At 66.9% G+C, this 26,820-nt stretch carries 28 protein-coding genes; 15 read left to right on the forward strand and 13 right to left on the reverse strand.

Going from position 1 to position 26,820, the window contains the following annotated elements:
• Positions 1-12: 12 nt before the first annotated feature.
• Positions 13-501 (reverse strand): DUF1178 family protein, encoded by a 489-nt coding sequence (locus RSO01_RS37160; RefSeq protein WP_147155661.1) that lies wholly within the window; start codon positions 499-501, stop codon positions 13-15.
• Between the two features lie 66 nt (positions 502-567).
• On the opposite strand from RSO01_RS37160, the gene RSO01_RS37165 reads away from it, so the two are divergent.
• Positions 568-1,113, forward strand: a complete 546-nt coding sequence (locus RSO01_RS37165; RefSeq protein ID WP_218037579.1) for a class I SAM-dependent methyltransferase — start codon at positions 568-570, stop codon at positions 1,111-1,113.
• A gap of 92 nt (positions 1,114-1,205) precedes the next feature.
• On the opposite strand, the gene RSO01_RS37170 is transcribed toward RSO01_RS37165, so the two are convergent.
• The 3 genes from RSO01_RS37170 to RSO01_RS37180 are packed head-to-tail and all read right to left on the reverse strand — an operon-like array spanning position 1,206 to position 3,129.
• Positions 1,206-2,075 (reverse strand): carbon-nitrogen hydrolase family protein, encoded by an 870-nt coding sequence (locus tag RSO01_RS37170; RefSeq protein WP_147155663.1) that lies wholly within the window; start codon positions 2,073-2,075, stop codon positions 1,206-1,208.
• A gap of 10 nt (positions 2,076-2,085) precedes the next feature.
• Positions 2,086-2,346, reverse strand: a complete 261-nt coding sequence (gene grxC, locus RSO01_RS37175) for a glutaredoxin 3 (protein ID WP_147155664.1) — start codon at positions 2,344-2,346, stop codon at positions 2,086-2,088.
• Between the two features lie 18 nt (positions 2,347-2,364).
• Positions 2,365-3,129 (reverse strand): ComF family protein, encoded by a 765-nt coding sequence (locus RSO01_RS37180; protein WP_147155665.1) that lies wholly within the window; start codon positions 3,127-3,129, stop codon positions 2,365-2,367.
• Positions 3,130-3,209: 80 nt separating this feature from the next.
• Here RSO01_RS37180 and RSO01_RS37185 point away from each other — a divergent pair, with 80 nt between their 5' ends.
• Positions 3,210-4,124 (forward strand): methyltransferase domain-containing protein, encoded by a 915-nt coding sequence (locus tag RSO01_RS37185; RefSeq protein ID WP_246159073.1) that lies wholly within the window; start codon positions 3,210-3,212, stop codon positions 4,122-4,124.
• A gap of 3 nt (positions 4,125-4,127) precedes the next feature.
• Complete coding sequence (locus RSO01_RS37190; protein WP_147155667.1) at positions 4,128-4,940, forward strand: hypothetical protein; 813 nt, start codon at positions 4,128-4,130, stop codon at positions 4,938-4,940.
• Here the strand turns inward: RSO01_RS37190 and mutT are convergent.
• The 3 genes from mutT to RSO01_RS37205 form a co-directional block, all read right to left on the reverse strand.
• The gene (mutT, locus tag RSO01_RS37195; protein WP_170303653.1) at positions 4,935-5,387 is read right to left on the reverse strand and encodes an 8-oxo-dGTP diphosphatase MutT; all 453 of its coding nucleotides are present in this window, start codon (positions 5,385-5,387) and stop codon (positions 4,935-4,937) included. The genes RSO01_RS37190 and mutT overlap by 6 nt on opposite strands.
• A gap of 10 nt (positions 5,388-5,397) precedes the next feature.
• Positions 5,398-6,636 carry a bifunctional glutamate N-acetyltransferase/amino-acid acetyltransferase ArgJ gene (argJ, locus tag RSO01_RS37200; RefSeq protein WP_147155668.1) on the reverse strand — a complete coding sequence of 413 codons (1,239 nt, stop codon included), beginning with the start codon at positions 6,634-6,636 and terminating at the stop codon, positions 5,398-5,400.
• An 87-nt stretch (positions 6,637-6,723) separates the two neighbouring features.
• Positions 6,724-7,767 carry a peptidylprolyl isomerase gene (locus tag RSO01_RS37205; RefSeq protein WP_147155669.1) on the reverse strand — a complete coding sequence of 348 codons (1,044 nt, stop codon included), beginning with the start codon at positions 7,765-7,767 and terminating at the stop codon, positions 6,724-6,726.
• 392 nt (positions 7,768-8,159) lie between these two features.
• On the opposite strand from RSO01_RS37205, the gene secA reads away from it, so the two are divergent.
• From secA to RSO01_RS49170, 4 genes are all read left to right on the forward strand, one after another.
• Positions 8,160-10,925, forward strand: a complete 2,766-nt coding sequence (secA, locus tag RSO01_RS37210) for a preprotein translocase subunit SecA (RefSeq protein ID WP_147155670.1) — start codon at positions 8,160-8,162, stop codon at positions 10,923-10,925.
• A gap of 220 nt (positions 10,926-11,145) precedes the next feature.
• Positions 11,146-12,552: an MFS transporter gene (locus RSO01_RS37215; RefSeq protein ID WP_147155671.1), complete on the forward strand. Its 1,407-nt coding sequence runs from the start codon at positions 11,146-11,148 to the stop codon at positions 12,550-12,552.
• A gap of 96 nt (positions 12,553-12,648) precedes the next feature.
• Positions 12,649-12,816: a TehB-like domain-containing protein gene (locus RSO01_RS37220; RefSeq protein WP_246159076.1), complete on the forward strand. Its 168-nt coding sequence runs from the start codon at positions 12,649-12,651 to the stop codon at positions 12,814-12,816.
• A 172-nt stretch (positions 12,817-12,988) separates the two neighbouring features.
• Positions 12,989-13,471, forward strand: a complete 483-nt coding sequence (locus RSO01_RS49170) for a hypothetical protein (protein WP_246159074.1) — start codon at positions 12,989-12,991, stop codon at positions 13,469-13,471.
• 184 nt (positions 13,472-13,655) lie between these two features.
• On the opposite strand, the gene RSO01_RS37230 is transcribed toward RSO01_RS49170, so the two are convergent.
• Positions 13,656-15,935 carry an FdhF/YdeP family oxidoreductase gene (locus RSO01_RS37230; RefSeq protein WP_147155673.1) on the reverse strand — a complete coding sequence of 760 codons (2,280 nt, stop codon included), beginning with the start codon at positions 15,933-15,935 and terminating at the stop codon, positions 13,656-13,658.
• Between the two features lie 167 nt (positions 15,936-16,102).
• Here RSO01_RS37230 and RSO01_RS37235 point away from each other — a divergent pair, with 167 nt between their 5' ends.
• The 5 genes from RSO01_RS37235 to RSO01_RS37255 all read left to right on the forward strand — a co-directional run bounded on the left by RSO01_RS37235 (position 16,103) and on the right by RSO01_RS37255 (position 21,749).
• Complete coding sequence (locus RSO01_RS37235) at positions 16,103-18,259, forward strand: TonB-dependent receptor (RefSeq protein ID WP_147155674.1); 2,157 nt, start codon at positions 16,103-16,105, stop codon at positions 18,257-18,259.
• Between the two features lie 48 nt (positions 18,260-18,307).
• A complete protein-coding gene (locus RSO01_RS37240) occupies positions 18,308-19,063 on the forward strand; it encodes a tyrosine-protein phosphatase (protein WP_147155675.1) in 756 nt (251 codons plus the stop codon).
• 109 nt (positions 19,064-19,172) lie between these two features.
• A complete protein-coding gene (locus tag RSO01_RS37245; protein WP_147155676.1) occupies positions 19,173-20,423 on the forward strand; it encodes an epoxide hydrolase family protein in 1,251 nt (416 codons plus the stop codon).
• A gap of 49 nt (positions 20,424-20,472) precedes the next feature.
• Entirely contained in the window at positions 20,473-20,919 is a 447-nt protein-coding gene (locus RSO01_RS37250; protein ID WP_147155677.1) for a MarR family winged helix-turn-helix transcriptional regulator, read from the forward strand.
• Entirely contained in the window at positions 20,916-21,749 is an 834-nt protein-coding gene (locus tag RSO01_RS37255; RefSeq protein ID WP_147155678.1) for an SDR family NAD(P)-dependent oxidoreductase, read from the forward strand. The genes RSO01_RS37250 and RSO01_RS37255 overlap by 4 nt, the downstream gene beginning before the upstream one ends.
• Here RSO01_RS37255 and RSO01_RS37260 read toward each other — a convergent pair.
• Positions 21,700-22,287, reverse strand: coding sequence for a TetR/AcrR family transcriptional regulator (locus RSO01_RS37260; RefSeq protein ID WP_147155679.1), 588 nt, complete (start codon positions 22,285-22,287; stop codon positions 21,700-21,702). The genes RSO01_RS37255 and RSO01_RS37260 overlap by 50 nt on opposite strands.
• A 68-nt stretch (positions 22,288-22,355) precedes the next feature.
• Between RSO01_RS37260 and RSO01_RS37265 the strand changes: the two genes are divergently transcribed.
• Entirely contained in the window at positions 22,356-23,099 is a 744-nt protein-coding gene (locus RSO01_RS37265; RefSeq protein WP_147155680.1) for a hypothetical protein, read from the forward strand.
• On the opposite strand, the gene RSO01_RS37270 is transcribed toward RSO01_RS37265, so the two are convergent.
• Both RSO01_RS37270 and RSO01_RS37275 read right to left on the reverse strand, forming a co-directional pair.
• Positions 23,065-23,925: an HTD2 family dehydratase gene (locus RSO01_RS37270; protein ID WP_147155681.1), complete on the reverse strand. Its 861-nt coding sequence runs from the start codon at positions 23,923-23,925 to the stop codon at positions 23,065-23,067. The genes RSO01_RS37265 and RSO01_RS37270 overlap by 35 nt on opposite strands.
• 97 nt (positions 23,926-24,022) lie before the next feature.
• Positions 24,023-24,172 carry an ester cyclase gene (locus RSO01_RS37275; protein WP_170303654.1) on the reverse strand — a complete coding sequence of 50 codons (150 nt, stop codon included), beginning with the start codon at positions 24,170-24,172 and terminating at the stop codon, positions 24,023-24,025.
• 168 nt (positions 24,173-24,340) lie between these two features.
• Between RSO01_RS37275 and RSO01_RS37285 the strand changes: the two genes are divergently transcribed.
• Positions 24,341-24,844, forward strand: a complete 504-nt coding sequence (locus RSO01_RS37285) for a GNAT family N-acetyltransferase (protein WP_147155683.1) — start codon at positions 24,341-24,343, stop codon at positions 24,842-24,844.
• Here RSO01_RS37285 and RSO01_RS37290 read toward each other — a convergent pair.
• Positions 24,825-25,169: an MmcQ/YjbR family DNA-binding protein gene (locus RSO01_RS37290; protein ID WP_147155684.1), complete on the reverse strand. Its 345-nt coding sequence runs from the start codon at positions 25,167-25,169 to the stop codon at positions 24,825-24,827. The genes RSO01_RS37285 and RSO01_RS37290 overlap by 20 nt on opposite strands.
• The gene (locus RSO01_RS37295; RefSeq protein ID WP_147155685.1) at positions 25,166-26,065 is read right to left on the reverse strand and encodes a TauD/TfdA dioxygenase family protein; all 900 of its coding nucleotides are present in this window, start codon (positions 26,063-26,065) and stop codon (positions 25,166-25,168) included. Before RSO01_RS37295 ends, RSO01_RS37290 begins: the two co-directional genes overlap by 4 nt.
• A gap of 89 nt (positions 26,066-26,154) precedes the next feature.
• On the opposite strand from RSO01_RS37295, the gene RSO01_RS37300 reads away from it, so the two are divergent.
• Positions 26,155-26,802, forward strand: a complete 648-nt coding sequence (locus RSO01_RS37300) for a TIGR02466 family protein (RefSeq protein ID WP_170303655.1) — start codon at positions 26,155-26,157, stop codon at positions 26,800-26,802.
• Positions 26,803-26,820 lie beyond the last annotated feature (18 nt).

Consider the following 26,820-nt stretch of genomic DNA (forward strand, 5'->3'; position numbering starts at 1 on the left):
TGTGCAGAGCTACTAGTTGCCCCGCGGAATCCACGGCAGGCGGCCGAACTCGATGCCCTCTTCGGCCAGCGCCTCGGCCTCTTCCTCGCTGGTCTCGCCGTAGATGCCGCGCTTGTCGCTCTCGCCGTAATGGATCTTGCGCGCTTCGTCGGCGAACTTGTCGCCGACATGCTCGCAGTTCTTCTCGACCTCGGCGCGCACCTTGAGCAGCGCCTCGCGCAGTTCCTTGGGCATGTGCCGCGCCAGCGCCGCCATCTGCTGCTGCTGATCCGGCGACGGTGCGGCGGGCGCGGCAGACGCCTCGGCCACTGGCTTCTCGACCTCGACCTTCTTGCTGCCCTTGCCCAGCCGCGGCGCCATGGGCGCGCGCTCGACCTTGCCGTCGCCGCACACGGCACAGCCGATCAGGGACTTCTTCTCCTGGCGTTCGTAGGTCCTGCTGTCCTTGAACCAGCTTTCGAATTCGTGGCCCTTGGAGCAGCGCAGTCGGTATAGGATCATGAAATTACAAGGAATTCCGCGTTGGCACTCCCATTGGGGGAGTGCCAGAGATGATGGGGTCTGATTGTGGCTGACGCAAGAGGCGTACCGTCACCCTGGGTCGCTCAATGGGCGGGCCTGATCGCCGCCGATGCCACGGTCCTGGACGTCGCTGCAGGCGGCGGCCGGCACAGCCGTTTCTTCGCCCAGCGCGGCCACAAGGTCACGGCGGTCGATCGCGACGTCAGTGCGCTCGCCGCCGAGCCGAACGTCGAGATCGTGCAGGCCGACCTCGAGGACGGCTCGCCCTGGCCGCTGCCCGGCCGCAGCTTCGGCGCGGTGGTCGTCACCAACTACCTGCATCGCCCGCTGTTTGCCGCGCTGCTCGGCGCGCTCATGCCGGGTGGCGTGCTGCTCTACGAGACCTTCATGGAAGGCAACGAGCGCTTCGGCCGTCCGAGCAATCCGGAGTTCCTGCTGAAGGACGGCGAGCTGCTCGAGATCGTGCGAGGGCGGTTTTCCGTCGTCGCCTACGAGGCGCGGATGATCAGCGAGCCGAAGATGGCGATGGTCCAACGCATCGCTGCACGTCTTGCCGGACCGCGGGCCTCCAGGCCCGCTCATGAATCATGAGCGCGCGGGAAGGTCGCGGTAAACCGCGACCCAGCGTGCAGTCTGGAAGAGTATGAGCATGAGCGGGCCTGGAAGCCCGCGGTCCGGCAAGATTACTCGGCGGCCTTCGCAACGGTGGGCTTGTGCAGCACCGGCTCGGCGTATTTCCGATCGTGCGTCAGCGACGGCACCATCTTGCGTGCCTCGGCGATCTTGGCGGGATCGACGTCGGCGATGACGAAGCCCGCCTTCTCACCACCGGCATCGGCCAGAACCTCGCCCCACGGGGCGACGGCGATCGAATGGCCGTAGGTCTTGCGGTTGGATCCCTTGTGCGTGCCGACCTGGGCCGGCGCGAACACGAAGCAGCCGGTCTCGATCGCCCGCGCCCGCATCAGCGTATGCCAGTGCGCTTGGCCGGTCGGCACCGTGAACGACGAGGGGATCGAAAGCATCGTGGCGCCGGCATGCGCCAGGTCGCGATAGAGATAGGGAAATCGCAGGTCGTAGCAGATCGTCATGCCTAAAACGCCCCATGGCGTCTCGGCCAGCACCGACCTCTCGCCCGGCTTGAAGGTCGACGATTCGCGATAGCTCTCGCCGCCGGCCAGCTGGACGTCGAACATGTGGATCTTGTCGTAGCTCGCCACGACGCCGCCGGCCGAATCGATCAGGTAGGAGCGGTTGCGGATCTGCTCCTCGCCCGGCACGCGAACATGGATCGAGCCCAGCAGGAACCAGGCACCGGTCTCGCGTGCGCTGGCGCGCGCCGCCGCCAGCATGGCGTGGCTCTCCTCGGTCTCCGCCTTGGCCAGCGTCTCGGCGCGGTTGGCGCCGATCAGGCCGGTGTTCTCCGGCGTCATGATGAAGTCGGCGCCGGCGTCGCGCGCTGCCCGCGCCTGCTCGCGCACGAAGGCCACGTTCTCGGCCATCTCGTTGCTGACGTTGGTCTGGATCAGGCCGGCCTTGAATGCGCTGCTCATCGCTCGCTCCTCAGCCCGGCTGGGCCAGCAAGGGGTCGAGCTTGCCCGCCTGCTCGAGGGCGGCGAGCTCGTCGGAGCCGCCGATATGCTCGCCGTTGATGAAGATCTGCGGCACCGTCGTGCGCTTGGCGCGCTCGCGCATCTCGGCCCGCTTCTTCTCGTCCATCATCACGTCCATTTCCTCGTAGGCGGCGCCCTTCCTGTCGAGCAGGCCCTTGGCCCGCGCGCAGTAGCCGCAGAACGGCGTGGTGTAGATCTCGATCTTGGCCATGCAAACCTCTTTGCCGGACTATACCGCCGGGCGGACGACCCGCGCCAGCGTCAGCACGTCAACGTGCCGCGCGCCGCCGCGCTGCAAAACGCGTGCGCAGGCCTCCAATGTGGCACCTGTTGTCAAAACATCGTCGATCAGGAGAACGGATTTTCCTGAAACCTGAGCGGCCCAGCGCGGATTGAGGTCGAAGGCCTGCCGGACGTTGTCATGGCGTTGCTTGGCGGCCAGCCCGGATTGCGAGCCGGTCCAGCGCCGCCGCCGCATCAGGTCGGGCACCAGCCGCGCCCGCGTCGATGGCGCAGCGGCGACGGCGATGCGCGCCAGGAGCTGGGCCTGGTTGTAGCGCCGCGTGAACAGCCGCCGCCAATGGAGCGGCACGGGCGCCACGAGATCGGCATCGGCGAGCAACTCGGCGCCGGCGCGCGCCATCCAGGCGCCGCAGGCGCGGGCAATGTCGGTGCGGTCGCCGTGCTTGAACGGCAGCACCAGCTTGCGGCTCTTGTCGTCGTAGACCAGCGCGGCGCGCGCCCGCCGGTAGCGCGGCGGCCGCGCCGCACAGGCGCCGCACAACGCGGCCGCGTCGACCTGGTGGACGAAGGGATAGGCGCAGCGGGCGCAGTAGGGCGGCGCAATGAAGGCGAAGCCCGCCCAGCAGGCCGCGCACAGGCCGCCCGGCGTTTCGACGATCTCGCTGCAGCTGAGGCAGAGCGGCGGCAGCACGGCATCGAGCATCGTACGGCCGGCATGCAGGCAAAAACGCCCCAGGCTGGTGGGCAACATCGCCTCATTGGGCGGGCCAAATGCGCCCACAGGATGGCGGGGCCCTACCGGCCGCGCCGCTTTGGCCTTACATACGCAATGTGACGGGCCTCGACCCCATGCTGGTTTTCGACCGCGCCACGCTGCGCCGACGGCGCGAGCGCGCCGCCCGCGACTGGCGTCCGCGCGCCTTCCTCAAGCGTGAGATCGCGAGCCGGTTGGTGGAGCGCCTCGACGATGTACGCCGCACATTTGCCTCCGCCCTCGATCTCGGCTCGCACGGTGACGAGTTCGCCACCGCGTTGGCCGACCGCAAGACCGTCGGCTGGCTGGTGCGCGCCGATCTCGGCCACGGCTTCGCCCGCCTGGCGCGCGGCCCCGCCGTCGTGGCCGACGAGGAGTTCCTGCCCTTCGCACCCAACAGCTTCGACCTAGTCGTGAGCGCCATGGACCTGCACTGGGTCAACGACCTGCCCGGCACGCTGGTGCAGATCCAGCGCATCCTGCAGCCCGACGGCCTGCTGCTGGGCGCCATGCTGGGCGGCGCCACGCTGTGGCAGCTCCGCCAGGCCCTGACCGCGGCCGAAAGTGAGATCGAGGGGGGCTTGAGCCCGCGCGTCTCGCCGTTTGCCGACCTGCGCGACGCGGCGGGCCTTCTGCAGCGAGCGGGCTTCGCCCTGCCGGTGGCCGACAGCGAGACCATCGAGGTCGAGTACGACAATGCGCTCAGCCTGATGCGCGATCTCGGCGCCATGGGCGAGAGCAACCTGGTGGTCGAGCGCCGCCGCGGCCTGGCGCGGCGGGCCACGCTCTTGCGCGCCGCGGAGATCTACGGCGAGCGCTTCGCGCTGCCATCCGGCCGCGTCGCGGCGAGCTTCGAGGTGCTGTTCCTGCATGGCTGGGCGCCGCATGAGTCCCAGCCCAAGCCGCTTCGCCCGGGCAGCGCGGCGCGGCGGCTGGCCGATGCACTGGGGACAGCCGAGCAGAGCGCCGGCGAAAAAGCGGGACGAGGCTAGATCGTGCGACTGTCTTTCAGTGAAGTGCTGTCGGAGAGCTTTGGCCACTTCTTCGCCAACATCCGGCTGTTCTTCGACCTCGTCACCATTCCCTGGATCATCTCCATCGCCATTCGGGTGATCGGCGGGTTGCTGGCCATCGACTCCCCGCTCGGCGCGTTGATCGAGAAGGCCATCGATGTCGTGCCGACGACGATGTTCGTGGTGGCCTGGCAGCGGCTTGTACTGCTGGGGCCGCATCGCATCGAGCGGCTGCCGGGGACCGGCTGGTCGCCGCGCGAGACGGCCTGGCTCGGGCACCTGCTCAAGGTGGCCGGCATGACCTTCCTGCTGATGGCCATCTTCATGCTCACCATCGGGCCGATGGATCCGCGCGCGCTGCAGGCCGGCGCCGCCATCGACCCGGACGTGGCCCGGCGCTACGCCCTGGCCGGTCCGCTCGCCTTCGGCTTCATCGTGTCGCTGCTGCTGGCGCTGCGCGTGAGCTGGGGCCTCGCCGCCACCGCCGTCGACGTCCCCTTCTCGCCGCGCTTTTCCTGGGTGCACAGCCGGGGCAATGCCTGGCCGATCATCGGCGCCTTGTTCGTTGTCTATTTCGGCGGCGCCTTCGTCACCGCCGTGGCCATGCTGCTGACCCACGGCATCATGCGCGGCGTGCTGCGGGCCGACGACGCGGCGGCCGTGGTGAGCTGGACGGTGGCGATCCTGATGGCCTACGGCGTGATGGCGATCACTGCGACGGTGCAGGCCGTCATCTTCCGCCGCCTGCTCGCCTGGCGCGAAGGCGTCGGGCTGCCGGCCGTCTCCGACTCATAGAAGGTCGCGCAGCAGGCCGATCAACGGCAGGTCGGCCGGCGGCATCGGATAGCGGGCAAGCTCGACCGGCGCGACCCACTTCAGGACCTGGCCTTCATGCGGCTGCGGTATGCCGTTCCATTTGCGGCAGGCGAAGACCGGCATCAGCAGATGGAACTTCTCGTAACCGTGGCTGGCGAAGGCGATCGGCGCCAGGCAGCTCGTCGCCGTCTCGATGCCGAGCTCCTCGCGCAATTCGCGCACCAGTGCCTGTTCCGGCGTCTCGCCGGGATCGACCTTGCCGCCCGGGAACTCCCACAGCCCCGCCATCGACTTGCCGGCGGGCCGCTGGGCGATCAGCACGCGGCCGTCGACGTCGACCAGCGCCACCGCGGCGACCAGCACCAGCGGCCGGTCGCCGAGCGGCGGCGGGCCGCCCGGGCACTCTTCGTCGAATGATGAGCTCAAGAGCGGGGGCTCAAGAACGGTAGCTGCCGTTGATGTCGATGTAGCCGTGCGTCAGATCGCAGGTCCAGACCGTGGCGCGGCCACGGCCGATGCCGAGATCGATGTCGATCACGATGTCGGTGCCCTTGATGTGCTTGGCGACCGGCGTCTCGTCGTAGTTGGGCACGACCTGGCCACCGTCGGTGATCTTCACGCCGCCGATCGAGATCTTGAGCTTGTCGCGGTCGGCCCGCTCGCCCGACTTGCCGACCGCCATGACGATGCGGCCCCAGTTGGCGTCCTCGCCGGCGATCGCCGTCTTGACCAGGGGCGAGTTGGCGACCGACAGCCCGATCTTGCGCGCCGCGCCGTTGGAGGACGCGCCACCGACATTGATGGTGACGAACTTGGTGGCGCCCTCGCCGTCGCGCGCCAAGAGCTGCGCCAGGTCGATCAGCACCTCGTCGAGCGCGCGCTTGAAGTCGACCAGGACGGGATCGTCGGCCTCCTCGATCGGCGCGTGGCGGGCGGCGCCGGTGGCGACCATAAGAAGCGTGTCGCTGGTCGAGGTGTCGCCGTCCACGGTGACGCAGTTCAACGACTTGTCGGCGGCATCGGCCACCAGCTTCTGCAGCACGGCGCCCGGCACCTTGGCGTCGGTGAAGACGAAGGCCAGCATGGTCGCCATGTCGGGGGCGATCATGCCCGAGCCCTTGAGGAAGCCGTTGATGGTGACGGTGCGCTCGCCGATCTTGGCCTGGCGGGTGGCGAGCTTGGGAAAAGTGTCCGTCGTCATGATCGCGCCGGCGGCGGCGGACCAAGAGTCCTCGCGCGCCGACTTGATCATCGCCGGCACCACGGCCGCGATCTTCTCCCAGTCGAGCGGCTGGCCGATCACCCCGGTCGAAGCCATGAAGACTTCGTTACGCGGGCAGCCCAGCGCCTGGGCGATCGCCCGGGTGCTCTCCTCGACCGCCTTGTCGCCCAGCTTGCCCGTGAAGGCGTTGGCGTTGCCGGCATTGACGACGATGGCGCGCACCTTGCCGCGGGCCAGATTCTTGCGGCACCAGTCGACCGGCGCTGACGAGCACTTCGAGCGCGTCAGCACGCCCGCGATGGTGGCGCCAGCCGGCACCACGGCCAGCATGACGTCGTCGCGATCCTTGTAGCGCACGCCCGACTGCGCCGCGGCGAGCTTCACCCCCGCAATGCGCGGCAATGTCGGCGTCGTTTTCGGCGCGAGCGGCGATACGGCGTGCTTGACGGCCATTGGACTCCCCATGCGGACGGCCGGGGGTCCCCGGCCACTCCGAAGGGCGGAGCCTACACCAGAAACGCAGAAAAAAGTGAGTTCTACTTACTGCTTAGGCGCGGGGGTCGCCGGAGCGGCCGCCGGCGGCTTGGCAGCGGGAGCAGGAGCGGGAGCGGCCGGCGCAGCGGGCTTGGCCGCCGGAGCGGGCTCAGGCTTGCTGCCGTCCATGGCGAACTTCTCGATCTTGGAGCCCGAGCGCAGCTGATCGAGCTGGGCGGTGATCGCCTCTCGGGCCATCTCCTCGCGCAGCTGGTCGGCCATCTCCTCGAAGGCCGGCGGCGGCGCCTTGCGGCGATCCTCGACCTTGATGATGTGGTAGCCGAACTGGGTCTTGACCGGCGTCTCGGTCATCTCGTCCTTCTTCAGGTTGAAGGCGGCGTCGGCGAATTCCTTCACCATGTCCGATTTCTTGAACCAGCCGAGATCACCGCCCTCGGCGCCGGAGGCCTTGTCGGTCGACTTCTCCTTGGCGAGCTTGTCGAAGGCCGCCCCCTTCTTGATCTCGGCGATCAGCGCCTTGGCCTCATCCTCGGTCGACACCAGGATATGGCGGGCGTGGACCTCCTCCTCGGCCGGCATCTGCTTCAGCCGCTCCTCGTAGCGCTTCTGCAGCTTCTCGGCCGTGACCTGGCGGGCGATCTCGCGCTGGATCCAGAAATCCTGCAGCACCTGGTCCTCGACGAAGGCCATGCGCTTCTTGAAGGCCGGATCGTCGGTGACCTTGTTCTTCTTGCCTTCCTGGACGACCAGCTTGCTGTCGATGATGCGGTCGAGCAGTGCGGGGAACACCGCCTGCAACGGCATGTTGCGATATTGTTGCGGCAGCGACTGCTGGGCGACCTCCAGCTCCGACAGCCGGATCGGCTGGCCGTTGACCGTGGCGACCACGGGATCCTTGAGCGGCTGGGCCGGCTGCGCGGCCTGCGCCGGCGGCTTGGCCGGAGCCGCAGGGGCAGCAGCGGGCGGCTTGGGTTGGGCTTGGGGTTGGGCCTGCGGAGCGGCGGGCTGCTGAGCCGACACGGGAGCCGCGATGGCAACCGCTGCGCAACACAGGACGAACAGGCGCAGAGGGCGCTGGCGATGGCTCATGACAGACTCCGAAACTTGATGTGCATCCGTTTACACAGGCCCGCTTCGAACCTGCAAGCTTTCCCCCCCCGGCGGCGTCGTAGTTGACGGTGGATTGCGGCACTTTTTCGTGAGCAGGGTGTCGACGATGCGGCGCTCATGTTCATTCACCTGCCCCGTCATACGGGGGAGGCCGGGAGGGGGAAGGCACCAGTAGTGCTCTCCGATCATTTGAGATCATGATCTTTGTCCTGCCCGAATCTCGTATGAGGCTCTCCCCCTCCCGGCCTCCCCGTATGACGGGGGAGGTGAATGAGCCGGTCACTGCGTTGACACTGGGGAAGCCGCTCTCTATCTCTGCCTGGGACGGCGGGCCGCGTGCCCGCCTAAGTCATTAAAATATCGAGGTTTTCATGCTGGGTGCGCTGGCCCGTAGCCTGTTCGGCACCGCCAACGATCGCATCGTCAAAGGCTTCGACAAGCCGGTGGCGAAGATCAATGCACTCGAGCCCGAGCTCATCAAGCTCAGCGACGAGCAACTGCGCGCCAAGACGGTCGAATTCCGCGAGCGCCTGGCCAAGGGCGAGACCCTGGACGACCTGCTGGTCGAAGCCTTCGCCGTGGTGCGCGAAGCTGCCAAGCGGACGCTCGGCCAGCGCCACTTCGACGTGCAGCTCAAGGGCGGCATGGTCCTGCACTCAGGCAAGATCTCCGAGATGAAGACCGGCGAAGGCAAGACGCTGGTCGCCACCTTGCCGGTCTATCTCAACGCCCTCGAGGGCAAGGGCGTGCATGTCGTCACGGTGAACGACTACCTCGCCAAGCGCGACTCCGAGTGGATGGGCCAGATCTACACCTTCCTCGGCCTGACCGTCGGCGTCATCGTGCACGAGCTCGACGACGAGCAGCGCAAGGCGGCCTATGCCTGCGACGTCACCTACGGCACCAACAACGAGCTCGGCTTCGACTACCTGCGCGACAACATGAAGTTCCGCCTGGACGCCATGGTTCAGCGGCCCTTCAACTATGCCATCGTCGACGAGGTCGATTCGATCCTGATCGACGAGGCGCGCACGCCGCTCATCATCTCGGGCCCCGCGGAAGACTCCTCCGAGCTCTATCGCCGCGCCGATACGGTGATCCCGAGGCTCAAGCCCGACGCCTACGAGAAGGACGAGAAGAACCGCACGGTGGTGCTGACCGACCCGGGCGTCGAGCAGGTCGAGGACATCCTGCGCGGCGACGGGCTCCTGCCCGAGGGCATCAGCCTCTATGCGCCCAACCAGGTGACGCTGCTGCATCACGTGACCCAGGCACTCAGGGCCCACAAGCTGTTCTCCCGCGACACCGACTATATCGTGAAGGACGGCCAGGTCGTCATCATCGACGAGTTCACCGGCCGCATGATGGCCGGTCGCCGCTATTCGGAAGGCCTGCACCAGGCGCTCGAGGCCAAGGAGCAGGTCGAGATCCAGCGCGAGAACCAGACGCTGGCCTCGATCACCTTCCAGAACCTGTTCCGTATGTACCCCAAGCTCTCCGGCATGACCGGCACGGCGATGACGGAGGCGTCGGAGTTCGGCGAGATCTACCGGCTCGAGGTCGTCGAGATCCCGACCAACGTGCCCGTGGCGCGCAAGGACGCCGACGACGAGATCTACCGCACGCTCGCCGACAAGACCCGCGCCATCGTCAAGCTGATCGAGGATTGCCGCACGCGACAGCAGCCCATGCTGGTCGGCACGGTGTCGATCGAAAAGTCGGAGGCGCTGTCGGAGGAGCTCAAGAAAGCCAAGATCCCGCACAACGTGCTGAACGCACGCTTCCACGACCAGGAAGCCGAGATCGTCGCCCAGGCCGGCCGCCCGGGCTCGGTCACCATCGCCACCAACATGGCCGGCCGCGGCACCGACATCCAGCTCGGCGGCAACGTCGATATGCTGGTCCGCCAGAGCGAACCGGCGATCCGCGCCAAGTTTGCCGACGAAGCCGAGCAAAAGGCCGAGCTCGCGCGCGTGGCGGCGGAGATCAAAGCCGAGGTCCTGCGCAATCGCGAGATCGTGCTCAAGGCCGGCGGCCTCTACGTCGTCGGCACCGAGCGCCATGAGAGCCGGCGCATCGACAACCAGCTGCGCGGCCGCTCGGGCCGCCAGGGCGACCCCGGCGCCTCCAAGTTCTTCCTGTCGCTGGAAGACGACCTGATGCGCATCTTCGGCAACAACAAGGTGCTCGACTGGGTCCAGAAGAAGGGCATGGCCGACGACGAAGCGCTGACCCATCGCTGGCTCAACAAGGCGCTGGAGACGGCGCAGGGCAAGGTCGAGGCGCGCAACTTCGAGATCCGCAAGAACCTGCTGCGCTTCGACGACGTCATGAACAGCCAGCGCAAGGAGATCTACGCCGAGCGCATCGAGCTGATGGCGACCGAGGACGTCTCCGACACCATCGCCGGCATGCGCCGCGACGTGGTCGACACGCTGGTCAAGCGGACCATTCCCGAGGGCGTCTATGCCGAACAATGGAAGATCGGCGAGCTCAAGGAGGAAGTGCAGCGCATCTTCGGGCTCGACCTGCCGATCGAGGAATGGGCCAAGGAAGAGGGCATCGCCGAGGAGGAGATCAAGACCCGGCTGAACGACCAGGTCGATCGCCTGTTCGCCCAGCGCGCGGCTCAGTACGGCACCGACGTGTGGCGCCAGGTCGAGAAGAGCGTGCTGATGCAGCTCTTCGACCAGAGCTGGAAGGAGCACCTGCTGCACCTCGACCATCTGCGCCAGGGCATCGGGCTGCGCGCCTACGGCCAGAAGGACCCGCTGAACGAATACAAGCGCGAGGCCTTCAATCTCTTCAGCGACCTCCTGACCGGCCTGCGCGAGCAGGTGGTGGGCCTGTTGGCGACGCTGCAGCTGCGCATGGAAGCGCCGCCGATGCCGGAAATGCCGACCAACATGCACGAGGTGCACGAGGATCCGGCGCTGGCGAGCCAGATGAGCGATGATCCCAACTTCGATCCGGCCGATCCCGACGGCGGCGGCGTCGCCACGCTGCATCGGCCGCGAGCGGTCGCCCGTGCCGCCAAGGATCCCAACGATCCCGCGACCTGGGGCAAGGTCGCGCGTAACGCGCCCTGCCCCTGCGGCTCAGGCAAGAAGTTCAAGCACTGCCACGGGCGGGTTTGAGTCCCCTACCCTGATCGTCTCGGACATCGATGCCGGGCAGTTCATGCCGACCTGCGCGTAGAGGGCATGTGTAGCGTCGTCGTCGCTGTGCGAAAAACCACAAGTAAATATTGGGCCAGGACCGAGCCGGAGACTTGCCATGTCTCCGACCTTTGATCGACGCTGAAGAGACGAGCGTAAGCAGGCCGCATCGAGCCCGCGACGTCGGAGGAAGCGACCCATGAGCACGACCACGGCCGATAAGGCAGGCGGGCTGCCGGACGGGACTTCGTATCATCCAGCAGGCGTCGGCCCGCTCGAACAAAAACACATGCGGCACGCGAACTATCGCGCCGTTGCCGACGACAGCCGCATCACAAGAACGCACTGGCACATCGCCACCGCCAACGGCCTCGGCTGGGGCTTCGACGGCATGGACGGCGTGATCTTTGCGCTGGTTTCGCCGCTGATCATCAAGGAATTCGCGCTCAGCGTTCCAGAGTACCGGACCGGCCTGCAGATATCTCTTTTTGTCGGCATCGCCGGGCTCTATTTCTGGCCATGGCTTTCCGACCGCTTCGGACGGCGCAGTCTGCTGGCGATCAATATCGCCCTGTTCTCCTTGTTGATGCCCGTCGTGGCCCTGTCGCCAACCTTCACGGTGTTCGTTATCGCACGATCGATGGTCGGCTTCGCCCTCAATGGAGAATGGTCGCTGGGCTCGATGCTGGTCGCGGAAACCTGGCCGGCGCGTCTGCGCGGGCGAGTCATCAGCATCAATCGCGCTGCGTGGTGCTTCGGCGCCTCGCTGGCCGGCGCGATCACGGGCATCGTCGCCGCGACTTGGGGCTGGCGGATGGCGGTCATGGTGCCCGGCGTTATCGCCCTTCTCGCGATCTACGTGCGAGCCACTTGCCCGGAATCCCCCTATTGGGTGCGGACCCAGGACCGCAAGGCGCGGGTGCGCGCGGCGTTGCGCGGCGGCGAGCCGGTGAACGAGGAGGATCGCGCCTGGTTCCTCAAGGCCGACCGGGTCGGGATTCGCCAGGTTTTCATGCCCGATACGCTGCCGTCAACCTTCGTGGCGTTGTTCGTCGCCTGCTGCAGCACCTGCATCTTCGGTACGGTGGGTGCCTGGATGCCGCTTTATCTGTCGACTGAGAAGGGGTGGTCGACGGCGGAATACAGCACCTTCTATGTCCTCTGGGGCATCGTCGGCTTCTTCGGCCTGTGGTTGGCCGGCTGGCTCGCCGATCGTGTCGGCCGTCGTATTGCTTTCATCGCCCTGCTGCTCGAGGGCGCCGTGTTCCTCACCGCCTGGATCTTCACCCAGGACCGCCTGCTGCTCTGGATCTTCGGCCTGGCGTGGAGCTTCGGCTTCCTGGGTTTCTGGGGACCCAGCACCGTGCTCACGGCGGAGATTTTTCCCACTCGAATACGCGGCGTCGCCAATGGAGTGGTATGGGCTGTCGCGTACTTCGTTGGTTTTGTGTTGTGGCCCTTCGCGACGGTCGCCCTTCAGCAGGCAACCGGTTCCTTCAAGCTCGCCTTCCTCTGCATCCCGGCGTTCATGTTGCTGATGGCGCTCGGTGTCTGGCTCTGCGTGCCTGAGCATGCCGGCAAGGAACTGAACAAGATCAGCGTCTGACTCCGGACTCCGCGAACGGGTGGATGATCAGGCCGCGGTCTTCGCCAGCTCGGCCGCAAGCACCGGACGAAGGCCGGCGTGCGGGGCGTGATCCGCGTGCTCGAAGGCAGGCTCAGGCTGGAGCGTGGTGATGGCGGAGAAGCGCAAGTCCTGACGCCAGAGCAGCCAGGCCTCGTGCTTCCCGAACAGGCGCATCGCGTGGAACCGATGGGTCGGATGCGAATGCAGGTCGATTTCTACGACCGGGAGCCGCCGGTCGGCTGAAATGCACGTCGCTGATGTCGATCGACACCATCAGCGTATCGAGTAGCGGACGCCTGTTCGCGCCGGCTCGGTAGATCCGGCGCTTGCTCGGCAGCCGGATGCCGTCGGCCTCGATGTGGTCTGACACGAGTTGGATGGCGCTGAAGCCGCCGGCAACGTCGACGTTGTAGTCGTGTCGCCGCAGCAGCAGGTCTTCGCCGAAGTAGAAGATCTGGACCTGGCTGTGGGTCGCAATCCACTTGGGGAACTGGGCCCGCAACACGCGCCATGTTTCCTGACCCTCCTGCCACGGCTCCATCTCCACCACCTCGACTCCCGGCGCGGCGAGCAGGAACGGAGTCGTCAGGTAGGTCCACAGCGCATAACCGTTGAAGTAGGCGCGATGCAGCGGATCCCAGGGCGTCGTCATGACGTGGCCGGCAAATGCCGCGCGCGGATCGCGGCGTTCGGCAACGACGCTGTCGTTGCTGCGTACAATGGCGATCCGATCGGGGACGAACTCGGTATGCCAGTCGGGATCGCCGAACCGCGTCACCGAAGAGCGCTCCTCACGCAACCAGACGGTCATCCGGCGCGGGTTCGGATCCTGCACCAGGCCTTTCATGGCCCACAGCGCACCGCCGGTGACGATGGTGGCATCGACGCGATCGAATGACTTCCACCGGCTGAGGCCGCCATGAGCGTCGAGCACATTGTTCAGAAATGTTGCGGTCATCGGGCTCTCCTCGTGCGTGAGACCAAGATGGCGGCACGACGATCTGGACGTCAGCCATACCAAGGTCCAGCAGACGCCCCCTCTTGGTGTGGCAGCTTGATCTCGGGCAGTGATCCCTCGTCCGTCAGGCTGCCTTGTCGAGGGCGGCGCGGACGATCCGGACGGCGATGCCCTTGTAGGAGGGCGTGAAGCTCATCGGGTCGTGGGCCTGCAGCGGCACCAGCGGATTGGTCTCGGGATAATAGGCAGCACAGCTCCCTGCCGGGAAGGAGTAGGCCACAAGCTGGTAGCCGCACACGCGACGATCGATGCCATCATCCGACACAGCGACGAGATCGACCCGGTCGCCGGGCCGGAATCCGCGCTTCTCGATCTCCTCCGCACTCAGAAACACGACGTCGCGCTGGCCCCAGACGCCACGATAGCGGTCGGACAGGGAATAGAGCGTCGTGTTGTACTGGTCGTGGCTGCGCACGCTGGTCAGCCACAACACGTCCGGATCGTGCTGGTCCGGGTCTTCGCCCAATCCGGGGAAGACAAGGAAGTTCGCCTTGCCTGTCGGCGTGTTCCAGACACGCTCGCGTGCCGACGAGGTCAGATGGAAGCCCCCCGGGACGCGGATTCGGGCGTTGTAGTTCCCGAAGATCGGAAACACGTCCTCGATGGCGCTGCGAATGCGATCGTAATCGGCGACCAGCGCCTCCCAGTCGACCACCGTGCGGCTGCCCAGGGCGGCACGCGCCATGCCGGCGACGATCGCGGGCTCGCTCTTGAGATGCGGGGAGGCCGGCGTGTTGAGGCCGAGCGAGGCGTGCACCATCGACATGGAGTCCTCGACAGTGATCGATTGCGGGCCCGTTGCCTGCACGTCGAGCTCGGTGCGGCCGAGGCACGGCAGGATCAGCGCCTGCCGGCCGTGCACCAGGTGGCTGCGATTGAGCTTGGTCGAGACATGGACCGTGAGGTCGAGCCGGCGAAAGGCGTCGCGGGTCACCTGCCAGTCGGGCATGGCTGCGACGATGTTGCCGCCCATGCCGACGAAGACGCGCACCTCGCCTCTCGTCATCGCTTCGAGGGCCGTGACGACGTTATGGCCGTGGGCTGACGGTGGCTTGAAGCCGAAGCGCGCCTGCAGCCGGTCGAGGAACTCCGCGGTCGGCACTTCGGTGATGCCAACCGTGCGATCGCCCTGGACATTGGAATGGCCGCGCACCGGACAGAGGCCGGCACCTTCCCGGCCGATATTGCCCTTGAGCAGGCAGAGGTTGGCGAGCTGCTGCACCGCCGCCGCCCCGTGGCGATGCTGGGTGATACCCATGCCATAGACGACGATAGCGCGCGGCGCCTTCATGTAGACTGCGGCGGCCTGCTCGATCTCGTCTCGACGCATGCCCGATTGGCGTTCGATGTCTGCCCAGTCTGTCGCTTTCAGGTCGGCAACCAGCGCCGCGATGCCCATCGTGTGCTTGCGGATGAACTCCCAGTCGAGCACGGGGGAAAGCGCGTCCTGTGCCACCAGGAACTTCATCATCCCCTTGACCACGGCGACATCGCCGCCGACGCGGACCTGGTAGAGACACCGGCTGATCGGCGTCGACGTCAAGGTCGTCATCTCGAACGGACTCTGCGGCGCCTGGAAGCGCTCGAGCGCACGCTCGCGGAACGGATTGAACGACAGGATGGTGGCGCCGCGCCGCGAGGCGTTGCGCAGGCTGGTCATCATGCGCGGGCTGTTCGTGCCGGGGTTCTGGCCGAAGATCAGGATGCAGTCGGCCGTGTCGAAGTCCTCGAGCAGCACCGTCCCCTTGCCGACGCCGAGTGACTGCGGCAGGCCGACGCTTGTCGCCTCGTGGCACATGTTGGAACAGTCGGGGAAGTTGTTGGTGCCGTACTCGCGCACGAACAGCTGGTAGAGGAAGGCTGCCTCGTTGGACGTGCGCCCTGAAGTATAGAACTCGGCCATGTTGGGGTCCGGCAATGCGCTGAGGTGCCGGCCGATGGTGGCGAACGCTTCGTCCCAGCCGACCGGCAGATAGCGATCGCTCGCCGGATCGTAGGCCATCGGATGGGTGAGCCGCCCGGCCATCTCGAGTTCGTAGTCGCTCCATCCTGCGAGCTCGGACACCGTGTGCGCCTCGAAGAACTCCGGCGTGCAGCGCTCGGCCGTCGATTCCCAGGCGACGGCCTTGCCGCCGTTCTCGCAGAACTCGAAGGACGAGGTGTGCTTGGGATCCGGCCAGGCGCAGCCCGGACAATCGAAACCCAGAGGCTGGTTCATGCGCAGCAGCGTGCGCGCACCTCTCACCGGGATGCCCTGCTCGACAAGGTGCTCGCCGAGCGCCTTCAGGGCGCCCCAGCCGCCGGCCGGTTGATTGTAAGGATGGATGCGCTTGCGGTCGGACATGGCTAGCCCCGTGTGTTCCTTGCCTGACGGCACGGTGCGGCAGGGGCTGTCCGCACGACATCCATACGAAAGTGCAGCCGCCATCCAATCTTGGTGTGAGAGGTTGATCTTTTATGATGTTATAATATAACGATCTCTGTCGAAGCCATCGAACGGGGAGACGAACGATGCGGCGCGTATTTGGGTGGTCGTCGGTCTGCGGCCTGTTCGTCGGCATGGCCTCGGCCTCGGCCCAGACGGAGCCGGCACCGGAGCCGACGCCAACGCCGACGCAGTCGCTGCCCGGCATTACCGTCACGGCGACCAAGATGGACGAGGAGCGCAGCGCCATCCTGCCGAGCCTCGGCGCCACCAAGTACGACTTCAGCCGTACCGCCATCCAGAACACGCCGCAGGGCCAGGACGCACCGTTGAACCAGGTGCTGCTGCGCGCGCCGGGCGTGGTGCAGGACGGCTTCGGCCAGATCCATGTGCGCGGCGACCACGGCAGCCTGCAGTACCGGCTCGACGGCGTTCAGCTGCCGGAGGGACTCTCCCTGTTCAGCCAGGTCCTGTCGCCCCGCTTCGCCAATTCCCTCTCGCTGCTCACCGGCGCCCTGCCGGCCCAGTACGGCCTGCGCACCGCCGGCGTCGTCGACATCGGCGTCAAGTCGGGCACGACCAATCCTGGCGCCGACCTCTCGTTCATGGGCGGTTCCTACAACTGGGTGCAGCCGTCGGGAGAGTATGGCGGCCGCAGCGGCAACATCGACTACTACGCCGCCGGCCAGTACCTCAGCAACAACATCGGCATCGAGAACCCGTTCTCGGCGTGGACGCCGATCCACGACCAGACCTCCCAGTGGTATGCGCTCGGCAAGGTCACGGGCATCATCGACGAGAACACGCGGCTCAGCTTCATCGGCGGCGGCGTCAACGCGAGCTACCAGATTCCCAACAACATCAACCAGGTTCCCAACTTCACGGTGTTCGGCAACTCGACCTGGGACAGCTCGATCCTCGACCAGCGCCAGTGGGAGAGCACCTACTTCGGCATCGCCTCGCTGCAGAAGACCTACCAGGACTTCAACATGCAGCTCTCGGGCTTCGCCCGCTATTCTCAGCTCAACTACCAGCCCGACGCCATCGGCGACCTCCTGTACAACGGCATCGCGCCCTGGGCGCAGCGCACCAGCTTCGCCGCCGGCGTGCAAGGCGATACGAGCTGGAAGGTCGCCCCCAAGCATACGCTGCGCAGCGGCTTCCTCGTCCAGCGCGAGCGCGTCACGAGCTTTGCGCAGGTCAACACCCTTCCGCTGGTTCCCGATCCGTCCGATCCGGACGCGCCCTTCATTCCGGGCGACACGACGGTCGGCCTCACCGACAGCGCCGATCTCACCGGCTGGACCTACAGCGTCTACCTGCAGGATGAATGGAAGGTGCTGCCGACGCTGACCGTGAATGGCGGTTTGCGCTTCGATGCCATCACCAGCCCCCGCAACGAGTACCAGTTCAGCCCGCGCATCAACGTCGTCTGGGAGCCCACGCCGGAAATCAGCCTGCGTGCCGGATACTCCCGCTACTTCGTTCCTGTCCCGTTGAACCAGGTCTCCGTCTCCTCGCTCGCCGCGCGCGCCGGCACGGTTGCCGCCCCCGAGGTCTTGACCAACGATGCGGCTCGCGCCGAACGCTCCGACTACATCGACGTCGGCCTGACGGTGAAGCCGGTCGACGGCCTGACCGTCGGCTTCAGCGGCTTCTACAAGTGGGCGGAGAACTACATCGACAAGGGCCAGTTCGGTGCGCCGATCTTCCAGACCGCCTTCAACTACTCGAACGCCCAGGTGCGCGGCTTCGAGCTCTTCGCCAACTACGACAAGGGACCGTGGTCGCTCTACGCCAACCTTGCCTGGTCGCAGGTCAACTCGATCAACATCATCTCCTCCCAGTTCAACTTTGAGCAGGCGGAGCTCGACTTCATCGCCAACAACTGGATCTTCGCCGACCATAACCAGAGCTGGACGGGCTCGGCCGGCGCTGCCTACGTCTTCAATATGGATAGCGACTACGCAACGCGGGTTTCGGCCGACATGCTCTACGGCAACGGCCTGCGCCAGACGCTCGTGACGCCGAACGACACCGCGCTGCCACCCTATGCCACGCTCAACCTGTCGGTGACGCAGCGGCTGCCGATCAGCGGCAGCAAGGGCACCAATGTGCGCTTCGACGCCATCAACGTCACGGATGGCCAGTATCAGCTCAGGACCGGGACCGGCGTCGGCGTGGGGGCGCCCCAGTTCGGCATGCGGCGGGCGTTTTTCGTGACGCTGTCGCAAAAATTCTGACGCCAGAACGACATGATCTGAGCATGCCGGCCGTGATAAGTCCTTGGCATGCTCGATGACACCCTTCCCCATGTCGTGCCGCTGAAAGGCGGCTCCAATTTCCGCGATCTCGGCGGCTATCGCACCGCGGACGGCCGCACAGTGCGCCGCCGCGCGGTCTTCCGCTCGGCCCATCTCGGCACCCTGACCGACGAGGACCGCGTCGCGCTCGTCGGCCTCGGCGTGCGCACCATCGTCGATCTGCGCGGCGTCAGCGAAGCGGCCGAGACGCCGCACCTGATCGACGGCGTCGACTGCCGCGTCGTCGGCGCCCATATCGAGCCGCAGCTCGGCGACAAGATCCGCGTCGCCGTGGCCGACGGCACGGCGACGCCGCATCTCATGATGCAATATCTGACGGATCACTATCGCGACTATCCACGGCGCTGCGCACCGGGTTTCCGCACCCTGTTCGCCACGCTGAGCGACGGCACGCACCGGCCGCTGGTGTTCCATTGCACCGCCGGCAAGGACCGTACCGGCTTCGCCTCGGCCCTGCTGCTGACGCTCCTGGGCGTGCCGTGGGACACGGTGATGGACGATTACCTACGCACCAACGAGCTGTGGACCGGCCATATCGGCCGCTATCCCGAGCTCGACATCGACACCCGCGCCGCCATCGTCGAGGCGCGAACGCCCTACCTCGAGGCGGCCTTCGACATCGTGCGAAAGGATTTCGGCGGCCCCGAAACCTTCGCCGAGAAGGCGCTCGGCCTCGACGCCAAGGCACGCGAACGGCTGAAGGCGGATTTGCTGGAAGGGTGACTCATCTTGGGAGCGCGGACCTCCGGTCCGCTCATGATCATGAGGCGGACCGGAGGTCCGCGCTCCCGTATGAGTGGGCCTCCAGGCCCGCGGTCCGTTATCATGAGCCATGAGCGACACGCGTTATGAGACACCCGAGCCCTTCAAAGTCGATATCCCCGAGCGGGCACTGATCGATCTCGACGAGCGCCTGCGCCGCTGGCGCGCGCCCGTCGCCATCGCCGACAACGGCTCGTGGGCGTCCGGCACTGACCCCGACTTCCTCGCCGATCTGGTCGACCACTGGCGTCACGGCTACGACTGGAATCGCTGCCAGGAGGCGATCAACCGCTGGCCCAACTACCTCGTCGATATCGGCCCGCAGCGCCTGCATTTCATCCGCGAGCCCGGCACCGAGGTCGAAGGCGCGCCGCGGCCGATGCCATTGGTCGTCACCCATGGCTGGCCTGGCTCGATCGTCGAGTTCCTGCACATCATCGACGCGCTCGCTCATCCGGAGAACCACGGCGGCGATCCGCTCGACGCCTTCGACGTCATCGTGCCCTCCCTGCCCGGCTACGGCTTTTCCGGCCCGCCGGTCCGCGAGGACGGCAGTACGGGCCCGATCGGTCCGCGCACCATCGCCGGCCTGTGGCACACGCTGGTGCACGAGAAGCTGAACTACCGCCGGCCCTACGGCGTGCAGGGCGGCGACTGGGGCGCCGTCGTGTCGTCGTGGGCAGCCTTCGACCATCCCGTGAAGGACGAGAAGGACGACTGGAAGTCGGGCGTGGTTGGCCTCCATCTCAACATGATGGGGCTCCGGCCCGGCATCGACGTCGCCAAGGCCGAGCTCAGCGCGGACGAGAAGGCCTGGCTCGCCAAGGTCCAGGGCGAGCGCGACGAAAAGACCGCCTACCAGCGCATCCAGGCGACGCGGCCGCAGACCCTCGGCGTGGCGCTCACCGATTCGCCCGTCGGCCTTGCCGCCTGGATCGTCGAGAAGTTTTGCGCCTGGAGCGACTGCGATGGCGATCCATTGAAGCGCTTCTCGATGGACCTGCTGCTCGACAACATCATGGTCTACTGGCTGACCGGCACCGCGGGCACGGCGACCTGGCTCTATCGCGGCGTGACCCAGCAGAAGAATCGCGGCCTGTCGGAAGGCCAGCGGGTCGAGACGCCGACCGGCTTCGCCGCCTTCCCTGCCGACCTCGCTCCGCCGCCGCCCAAGGAATTCATCGAGCGCGGCTTCAACCTGCGGCGCCACACCATGATGCCCAAGGGCGGGCATTTTGCGGCGCTGGAGGAGCCCGAGCTGCTGGTCGACGACGTCCGCGCCTTCTTCCGGCCGCTGCGCTTTGGGGCGGCCAACGACTAATACTTCTGGTATGCTTGCACTCGGAAGTAAATCGCACTATATCCTGGCGATGTCCGATACCTCCCTTGCCGCCATCCTGCGGCTCCTGCGCGCGCAGTCCTTTGTCGAATCGCGGATCGATCCCGGCCTGGGCGCGGTCCACGGCCTGGCGCTGCGCGAGTTCATGTTCCTGGTGCAGCTCGACCAGGCGCCGGCCAGCCGCCTGCGCCGCGTCGACCTCGCCGCCCGCCTGAACGTCAGCCAGTCGACCGTGACGCGGCTTGCCCTGCCGCTCGAGAAGCTCGGCTTCGTGAAGCGCGAGGCCGATCCGCGTGATGCCCGGGTGGGCTACGTCGTTCTGACCAAGGCCGGCCGCCAGCGCGTCGCCGAGGCGCGGGCCACGCTCGAGCGCAGCGCCGCCGGCATCTTCCGCGACCGCTGGACCGACAAGGAGATCGCCACGCTGGCGAGCCTGCTCGGCCGCTTCACCGCGGCGCTTCCCGGAGACGTCACATGAAACTGGAAAGCGGACAGCGTGCCGTCGTCACCGGCGCGGCCAGCGGCATCGGGTTTGCGCTGGCCGAAGCCCTGTGCCTGCGCGGCCTCACAGTCGTCCTGGCCGATGTCGAAGCAACGGCGCTCGAAACCGTGCGAGCGTCGCTCGCCGCGCGCGGCTTCACCGTTCACGCCGAGACGTGTGACGTCGCCGATGCGGCTGCCGTCGACGGGCTGGCGCAAGCCGTCCTGGCGCGGTTCGGGCAAGTCGACCTGCTGGTCAACAATGCCGGCGTGGGCGGCAGGCTCGGTCCCCTGTGGGACAGCCAGCCGGGCGACTGGGCGTGGACCTTCGGCGTCAACGTGTTCGGCATCGCCAATGGCGTGCGCTCGTTCCTGCCGTCGATGCTGCGGCAGGCCGCTGGCCACGTGGTGAACCTGGCGTCCCTCGCCGGCCTGACGGCGCCGCCATTTCTCGGCCCCTACGTCGCCTCCAAGCACGCCGTCGTCGGCCTCTCCGAAAGCCTGGCGGCCGAGCTGGCCATGGTCGGATCGCGCATCCGCGTGTCGGTGGTCTGTCCCGGCCACGTCCAATCGCGAATTGCCGAGTCGGAGCGCAATCGGCCGCCAGCCTTGGCGGCAGCGTCGAGGACGCCGCCCGATGTGCTGGCGCGCATCCACGCCGGCTTCGTGCAGGCATTGGGAAACGCGATGGCGCCCGGCGACCTGGCGAGCCGCATCCTCGCGGGCATCGAGAAGGACGACTTCCTGATCCTCACCCACCCCGAGCTCAATGGCGGGGTCAGGAGCCGCCTGGCTGCCGTCGACCGCGCGACGCGGGACGCCGCGTAGAGCGGCGTTCGAGCAACAGGGCGCAGGCATCGAGGCAGGCTGCGCGCGATTCCGGCCACCACGGGCCGGGTTCATCCTGCGCCAACCGGAACATCGCGGCACCATGCACCAGATTGCGGATTGCGAACGCCGTCGGCCGCACGTCGGGTTCGGCCACGCCGGCTTGCCGGATGTAGCCCTCGAAGATCGCGAATTGCGCCGCCTGCACCGTGGGCTCGACGCGATCGCGGAAGCCGTAGCCGAACAGCAGCTCGTAGTCGCGCGGATGCTCGTCGGCGAAGGCCAGCATGCGCCCGCAGGCATCGATCACGCTTTTGGACTTCGCCAGCGCCGCCACGAAGCGGTCGTGCGCCAGCATGCGCACGGCCCGCAGGATCGCCGCGCGGTCGGCGAAATGGGCGTAGACGCTGGGCGTCGTCGTCCCCGCGCGCCGCGCCACGTCGCGCAGGGTGACGGCGCCGTCGCCGTCCTTGCGCCACAGGGCATAAGCGGCCTCGACGATACGGCCAGGCAGGGTGGGATCGGCTTGACGAGGCATGTTGACTCTTAACTTATACGACGTATAATTTATACGTTGTTAAGATAACATATCGAAGGATTGCAGCCATGACCATTCCGCTGCGTCTTTGCGGCCCGGCGATCCTCGCCCTGGCCTTCGCCGCCAACGCCCTCCACAACATTCCGGGCCTCTATCCGGTCGTCTTCTTTATCGGCATCGGCGTCGTCCTGCCGGCGCTCGCGCTTGGCGGCACCGTGCGCCGCGAGCCGTCGGCGGCCCGCCCGCTCGGCGTTGCGCTCGGCTGGCGCGATGCGCTCGCGGTGCTTGCCGCCCTGGCGATCGGCTGTGCACTGGGGGTCAAGCCGCTTGGTCCCATCGTCGCCCAGCCCGGCGGCATGGAGCGCATCGCGACGCTCTTCGCCCAGCTCCTGGTCGCCAGCACGGCCGAGGTCATGCTGTTCCTCGGCGCGACCGGCCTGGCGCTGCGTGCCCTGCTCGGCGGACGTCACGACTGGCGCTTCGGATTGCTGCTCGTCGCCGTCTCGAGCCTGCTCTTCGGGCTCTTCCACTTCACCTATCCCGCGCCCTGGAACACGCTTGCCAACGCGGCGACGGTCACCGTCGTGTGGATCGGCGTCTCGACGCTGTTCGCCGTCACCCGCAGCGTTCTAGCGGCGGTCCTCCTGGACAACATCATGGCGACCGTGGGCTTTGCCACGCGCGACCTCACGCTGCCACTGCCGCCCGTAATGGGCCTGCTGCTCGCGCTGCTGGCGGTCGTCGCGTTCGCCGCCGCCTTCGCCTGCGCGCGCGGTGCTACTGCAGCGTCGCCGTCGCCTGCGCCGCGATAGTGCCCTTGGGCGTCACAGTCCACAGCTCGGCGCCCTTGCCGTCGGCGGTCGGCCGGCCGACCACGTTGAACGGCGCGTTGTCGAACAGCGGCGCGCGGGCCCGCACGGTGAAGGTCTTGATGCGGCGACCAGGCGTGGAATCGCGCAACAGGTCGAACAGGCACTGCTGGGCGAACGGCCCGTGCACGACCAAGCCGGGATAGCCCTCGACCTCCATGCAGTAGGGCTTGTCGTAGTGGATGCGGTGCGGGTTGAAAGTGATCGCCGAATAGCGGAACAGCATCACCGAGCTGGGTGTGATGGTGCGCCGCCAGGGCACGTCGCTGGGGGCGGCGTCACGGACCGGCACGCCGGCCCTGTCGCCCGACTTCACTTCCTCGCGGAACACCGTGTTGGCGGCTTCGGTCAGCGCCAGGCCGCGCGGCGTGAAGATGCGGCGCGTCTGGGTGGTGACGATCAGGGTGCCGGTGCTGCCCTGGCGCAGTTGGATGTCTGAAAACTCGATCTCGCGGCGGAGCTTGTCGCCCACCCGGATGTCGCCGTCGAAGGTGAAGGTCGAGCCGGCATACATGCGCCGCGGCATCGGGATCTCGGGCAGCACGCCGCCCGTGAACGCCGCGCCGTCCTTCCCGAGCTGCGCCGGTCGCGCATAGGAATGCAGGTAGAGGAGATGCCAGCCCGGCGCGATCGGCTCGCCCTCGGCCGGCACCTTGTCCGGCCGGTCGAAGGTCGCGATCATCGCCTTGATCGGCGCCTGGGTGACGACGTCCTCGTCCTCGATCTTGCGGCCAAGCTGCTTCTTCAATGGTTCGATGTCGATGGTCATGGCGCTTCCCTTCAGATTGGCCCCAGCGTAGCCAATCCCGCGATGATTCGCGCTGCCCGTCCCAACGAAAGCGCGCCTTTGCCGCAGATCGAAAACGCTATCTGCCGGAAGGGACAAGTCCCAACTGCTGCATGATCGCAAGGCTGTCGATCAGGTTCCAGGTTTCGACGATCCGGCCGTCCTCGTCGAAGCGGTGCAAGGCCCAGAATGTCGTCTGAACCCGGCGGTTGGTCGGCGCAATGCCCATGACCGGAGAATCGCGTCGGGCGAACTCGTCAGGACGGCGGCCATGGATGCAGGCTTTGCCGACACAGCCCATCTTAGCCGGACGTTTCACATGTCCTTCGGACTTACACCGTCAGAGGCGATCGCCGGACTTGCGACAGCGTCGCCTCGATAGGTAATCAATCACGCGATGATTCGCGCCGCCCGTCACCAAGAGATCGCGCTGTTGCCGCTGATCGAGAACGCTGCCGATGAACGCTATGTCCGTCTCGGCTTGCGGCAAGTGTTGACCATGCCGCCGGCCGGCGTCGCCTCGCTGGAGCAAGGCCGCCGCGACGGCAGGCTGTGGGTGGCCGTTTCGCCGTTGAACCGCGTCGTCGGCTTCGCCCTGATGAAATTCCCCGGCGGCACTGCCTGGCTCGACCAGCTCTCGGTGCTCGATCGCTGGCAGGGACGTGGCTTGGGTGCGGCGCTGATCGATCGCACGGCGGAGCGGGCGCGCGAGCTGGGGCACGACACCCTCTACCTCTCGACCTATCTCGGCGTGCCGTGGAACGTGCCCTTCTACGCGCGGCGCGGCTTTGCGTCGGTGCCTCGTGGCGAGTGGCCCCAGGCGTTTCGCCTGCAGTTCATGATCGAGAACAGCCACGGCCATCCGCCGTGGCGGCGCACTATCATGCAGCGGCGCGTCTAGCTCTCTTCGGCTTGGGCACGGTCACGTTCTGCCAGGCCATGGTGAGCGCGCTGCGCAAGGTGCGGGCGTCGACTTCGGCCAAGCGCACCGACGTGGCGCCGCGCAGGCCCCATGCACCCTTGACCGGAACGAACATCGCGGGCTCCGCCGCCACCAACATCTGCTGCTGCTCGGGCGTGAGCTTCGCCATGCCCCACTCCTTGCCCGGATAGCCCACGGAGGCGAACACCTTGCCACCGGCGCGGAAGTCGGCGTGACCGCCATGCGCTCCTTCGACCGCGCCGTCGAGCGACAGCGCGATCCTGGCGAACGCCGCCGGCGTCATTCGGCGGCGACGGCCAGGCCCATCTGCTCGCAGGTCGGCGCCACGTCCGAGACGGTGGCGCGGCGCATGTCGCGGGCGTAGCGCTGGTCGTCGAAGTCCATGCCGCGATGCATGGTGCAGCGATCGTCCCAGATAACCAGGTCCTTCACGCGCCAGCGATGCGAATAGACGAACTGGCGCTGCGTGGCGTGCGCGGTCAGCTCGTCGATCAGCTGACGGCCCTGGTCGTCGGCCATGCCGCGTATCGCGCCGGCGTGGCTGGCGAGATAGAGGCTCATGCGGCCTGAATCCTGCAGGCGACGCACCAGGACCTGCGGCACCGGCTTGAAGGCCTCGCGCTCGGTCTCGTCAAAGTCGGCGAAGCCCAGCTTGGCGCGCGAGGTCATGATCGAGTGATAGGCAACGAGGCCGTCGATGCGTTGCCTGGTCTTCTCGGGCAGGGCGTCGTAGGCCGCGCGCATGTCGGCGAACTCGGTGTGGCCGCCGATCGGCGGGATCGAGCGGGCGTGCAGCATCGAGCAATAGGCCGGCAGGCGCTTGAACGAGGAATCGGTGTGCCACAGCCGGTTGCCGAGATTGTAGAGGCGCTGGCGGTCGTTGGTCTCGAGGATGCGGTTCTCGGCATCGAGGTTGCCGACATCGGCCAGGTTCTCGTGCAAGCGCAGCTTGTGGTCCTTGCGCGCCTTGAAGACGGTAGTCTCGAGCGGCCCGAAGTGGCGCGCGAAGTCGAGCTGGCTGTCGTCGGAGAACTCCTGGTCGGGGAAGACCAGCACGGCATACCTGGTGAAGGCGGCGCGGATCGCCGCCAGGTCATCGGCGGCAAGCGGCTTGCCGAGTTCGACATCGCCCACTTCGGCGGCGAAGTCGGCAGTGATCGGCTGGACGGTGATGGCCACGGTTCCTCCTGAGGATTGATCCCTTTCTTGCTTGGGCCGATTGGACCACCGAACGGACTTTCCGGCAATCGCCGGATATGATGGCAGCCATGATCGAAAAGCAGGAAGTTCAGGAAATCTTTCCCACGCCGCTCTGGATCGTGGACCTCCAGCCTGCGGCGGCGGCCAGCCTCAACGCCAAGCTCAAGGCCGAGATCGAGCGCATGCTGACGCCTCGGCCCAAGATCCCCGCCGGCAGCAACTGGCAGACGCCGCAGGACCTGCACACCAAGCCCGCCTTCGCCGAGTTCGTGAAGCTGATCGAGACCGCGTCGCGCGGCGTCGCCCGCTTCCTGCAGGTCGACCAGTACCCGATGCTCATCACCGGCTGCTGGGCCAACATCAATCCGCCCGGCGCCTATCACCCGATGCACCATCATCCCAACAACTACCTGAGCGGCGTCTACTACGTCGCCGTACCCAGCGTCGGCTCGCAGATCATCTTCCAGGACCCGCGCGGCCAGGCCTCGATGATCATGCCGAGGCCGCGGCAGTACACGCGACTCACCGCCAACGGCGCCAACGCCCAGAGCAAGGAAGGCCGCCTGCTGATCTTCCCGGCCTGGCTGAAGCACACCGTGCCGGCCAACGACGGCGAGAGCGAGCGCATCAGCCTCTCGTTCAACCTGATGTTCAAGAACTTCAGCGAGACCATGGCCGCGCCGCTGTGGGACGCGACGGCGGGGAAGGAGAAGTAGGCTGGGAGCGCGGACCTC

The organism is Reyranella soli (assembly GCF_007992495.1).
GTDB classification, from domain to species: domain Bacteria; phylum Pseudomonadota; class Alphaproteobacteria; order Reyranellales; family Reyranellaceae; genus Reyranella; species Reyranella soli.

Bases quoted from the DNA above. Each gene is read 5' to 3' on its own strand.
- RSO01_RS37235 (WP_147155674.1), top strand. From the start codon at position 16,103: ATGCGGCGCGTATTTGGGTGGTCGTCGGTCTGCGGCCTGTTCGTCGGC.
- grxC (WP_147155664.1), bottom strand. From the start codon at position 2,346: ATGGCCAAGATCGAGATCTACACCACGCCGTTCTGCGGCTACTGCGCG.
- RSO01_RS37270 (WP_147155681.1), bottom strand. From the start codon at position 23,925: ATGACCATCGACATCGAACCATTGAAGAAGCAGCTTGGCCGCAAGATC.
- RSO01_RS37250 (WP_147155677.1), top strand. From the start codon at position 20,473: ATGTCCGATACCTCCCTTGCCGCCATCCTGCGGCTCCTGCGCGCGCAG.
- RSO01_RS37230 (WP_147155673.1), bottom strand. From the start codon at position 15,935: ATGTCCGACCGCAAGCGCATCCATCCTTACAATCAACCGGCCGGCGGC.
- RSO01_RS37255 (WP_147155678.1), top strand. From the start codon at position 20,916: ATGAAACTGGAAAGCGGACAGCGTGCCGTCGTCACCGGCGCGGCCAGC.
- RSO01_RS37245 (WP_147155676.1), top strand. From the start codon at position 19,173: ATGAGCGACACGCGTTATGAGACACCCGAGCCCTTCAAAGTCGATATC.
- RSO01_RS37160 (WP_147155661.1), bottom strand. From the start codon at position 501: ATGATCCTATACCGACTGCGCTGCTCCAAGGGCCACGAATTCGAAAGC.
- argJ (WP_147155668.1), bottom strand. From the start codon at position 6,636: ATGGCCGTCAAGCACGCCGTATCGCCGCTCGCGCCGAAAACGACGCCG.
- secA (WP_147155670.1), top strand. From the start codon at position 8,160: ATGCTGGGTGCGCTGGCCCGTAGCCTGTTCGGCACCGCCAACGATCGC.
- RSO01_RS37260 (WP_147155679.1), bottom strand. From the start codon at position 22,287: ATGCCTCGTCAAGCCGATCCCACCCTGCCTGGCCGTATCGTCGAGGCC.
- RSO01_RS37180 (WP_147155665.1), bottom strand. From the start codon at position 3,129: ATGTTGCCCACCAGCCTGGGGCGTTTTTGCCTGCATGCCGGCCGTACG.
- RSO01_RS37240 (WP_147155675.1), top strand. From the start codon at position 18,308: ATGCTCGATGACACCCTTCCCCATGTCGTGCCGCTGAAAGGCGGCTCC.
- RSO01_RS37300 (WP_170303655.1), top strand. From the start codon at position 26,155: ATGATCGAAAAGCAGGAAGTTCAGGAAATCTTTCCCACGCCGCTCTGG.
- RSO01_RS37275 (WP_170303654.1), bottom strand. From the start codon at position 24,172: ATGGGCATTGCGCCGACCAACCGCCGGGTTCAGACGACATTCTGGGCC.
- RSO01_RS37215 (WP_147155671.1), top strand. From the start codon at position 11,146: ATGAGCACGACCACGGCCGATAAGGCAGGCGGGCTGCCGGACGGGACT.
- RSO01_RS37205 (WP_147155669.1), bottom strand. From the start codon at position 7,767: ATGAGCCATCGCCAGCGCCCTCTGCGCCTGTTCGTCCTGTGTTGCGCA.
- RSO01_RS37285 (WP_147155683.1), top strand. From the start codon at position 24,341: ATGATTCGCGCCGCCCGTCACCAAGAGATCGCGCTGTTGCCGCTGATC.
- RSO01_RS37290 (WP_147155684.1), bottom strand. From the start codon at position 25,169: ATGACGCCGGCGGCGTTCGCCAGGATCGCGCTGTCGCTCGACGGCGCG.
- RSO01_RS37170 (WP_147155663.1), bottom strand. From the start codon at position 2,075: ATGAGCAGCGCATTCAAGGCCGGCCTGATCCAGACCAACGTCAGCAAC.
- RSO01_RS37265 (WP_147155680.1), top strand. From the start codon at position 22,356: ATGACCATTCCGCTGCGTCTTTGCGGCCCGGCGATCCTCGCCCTGGCC.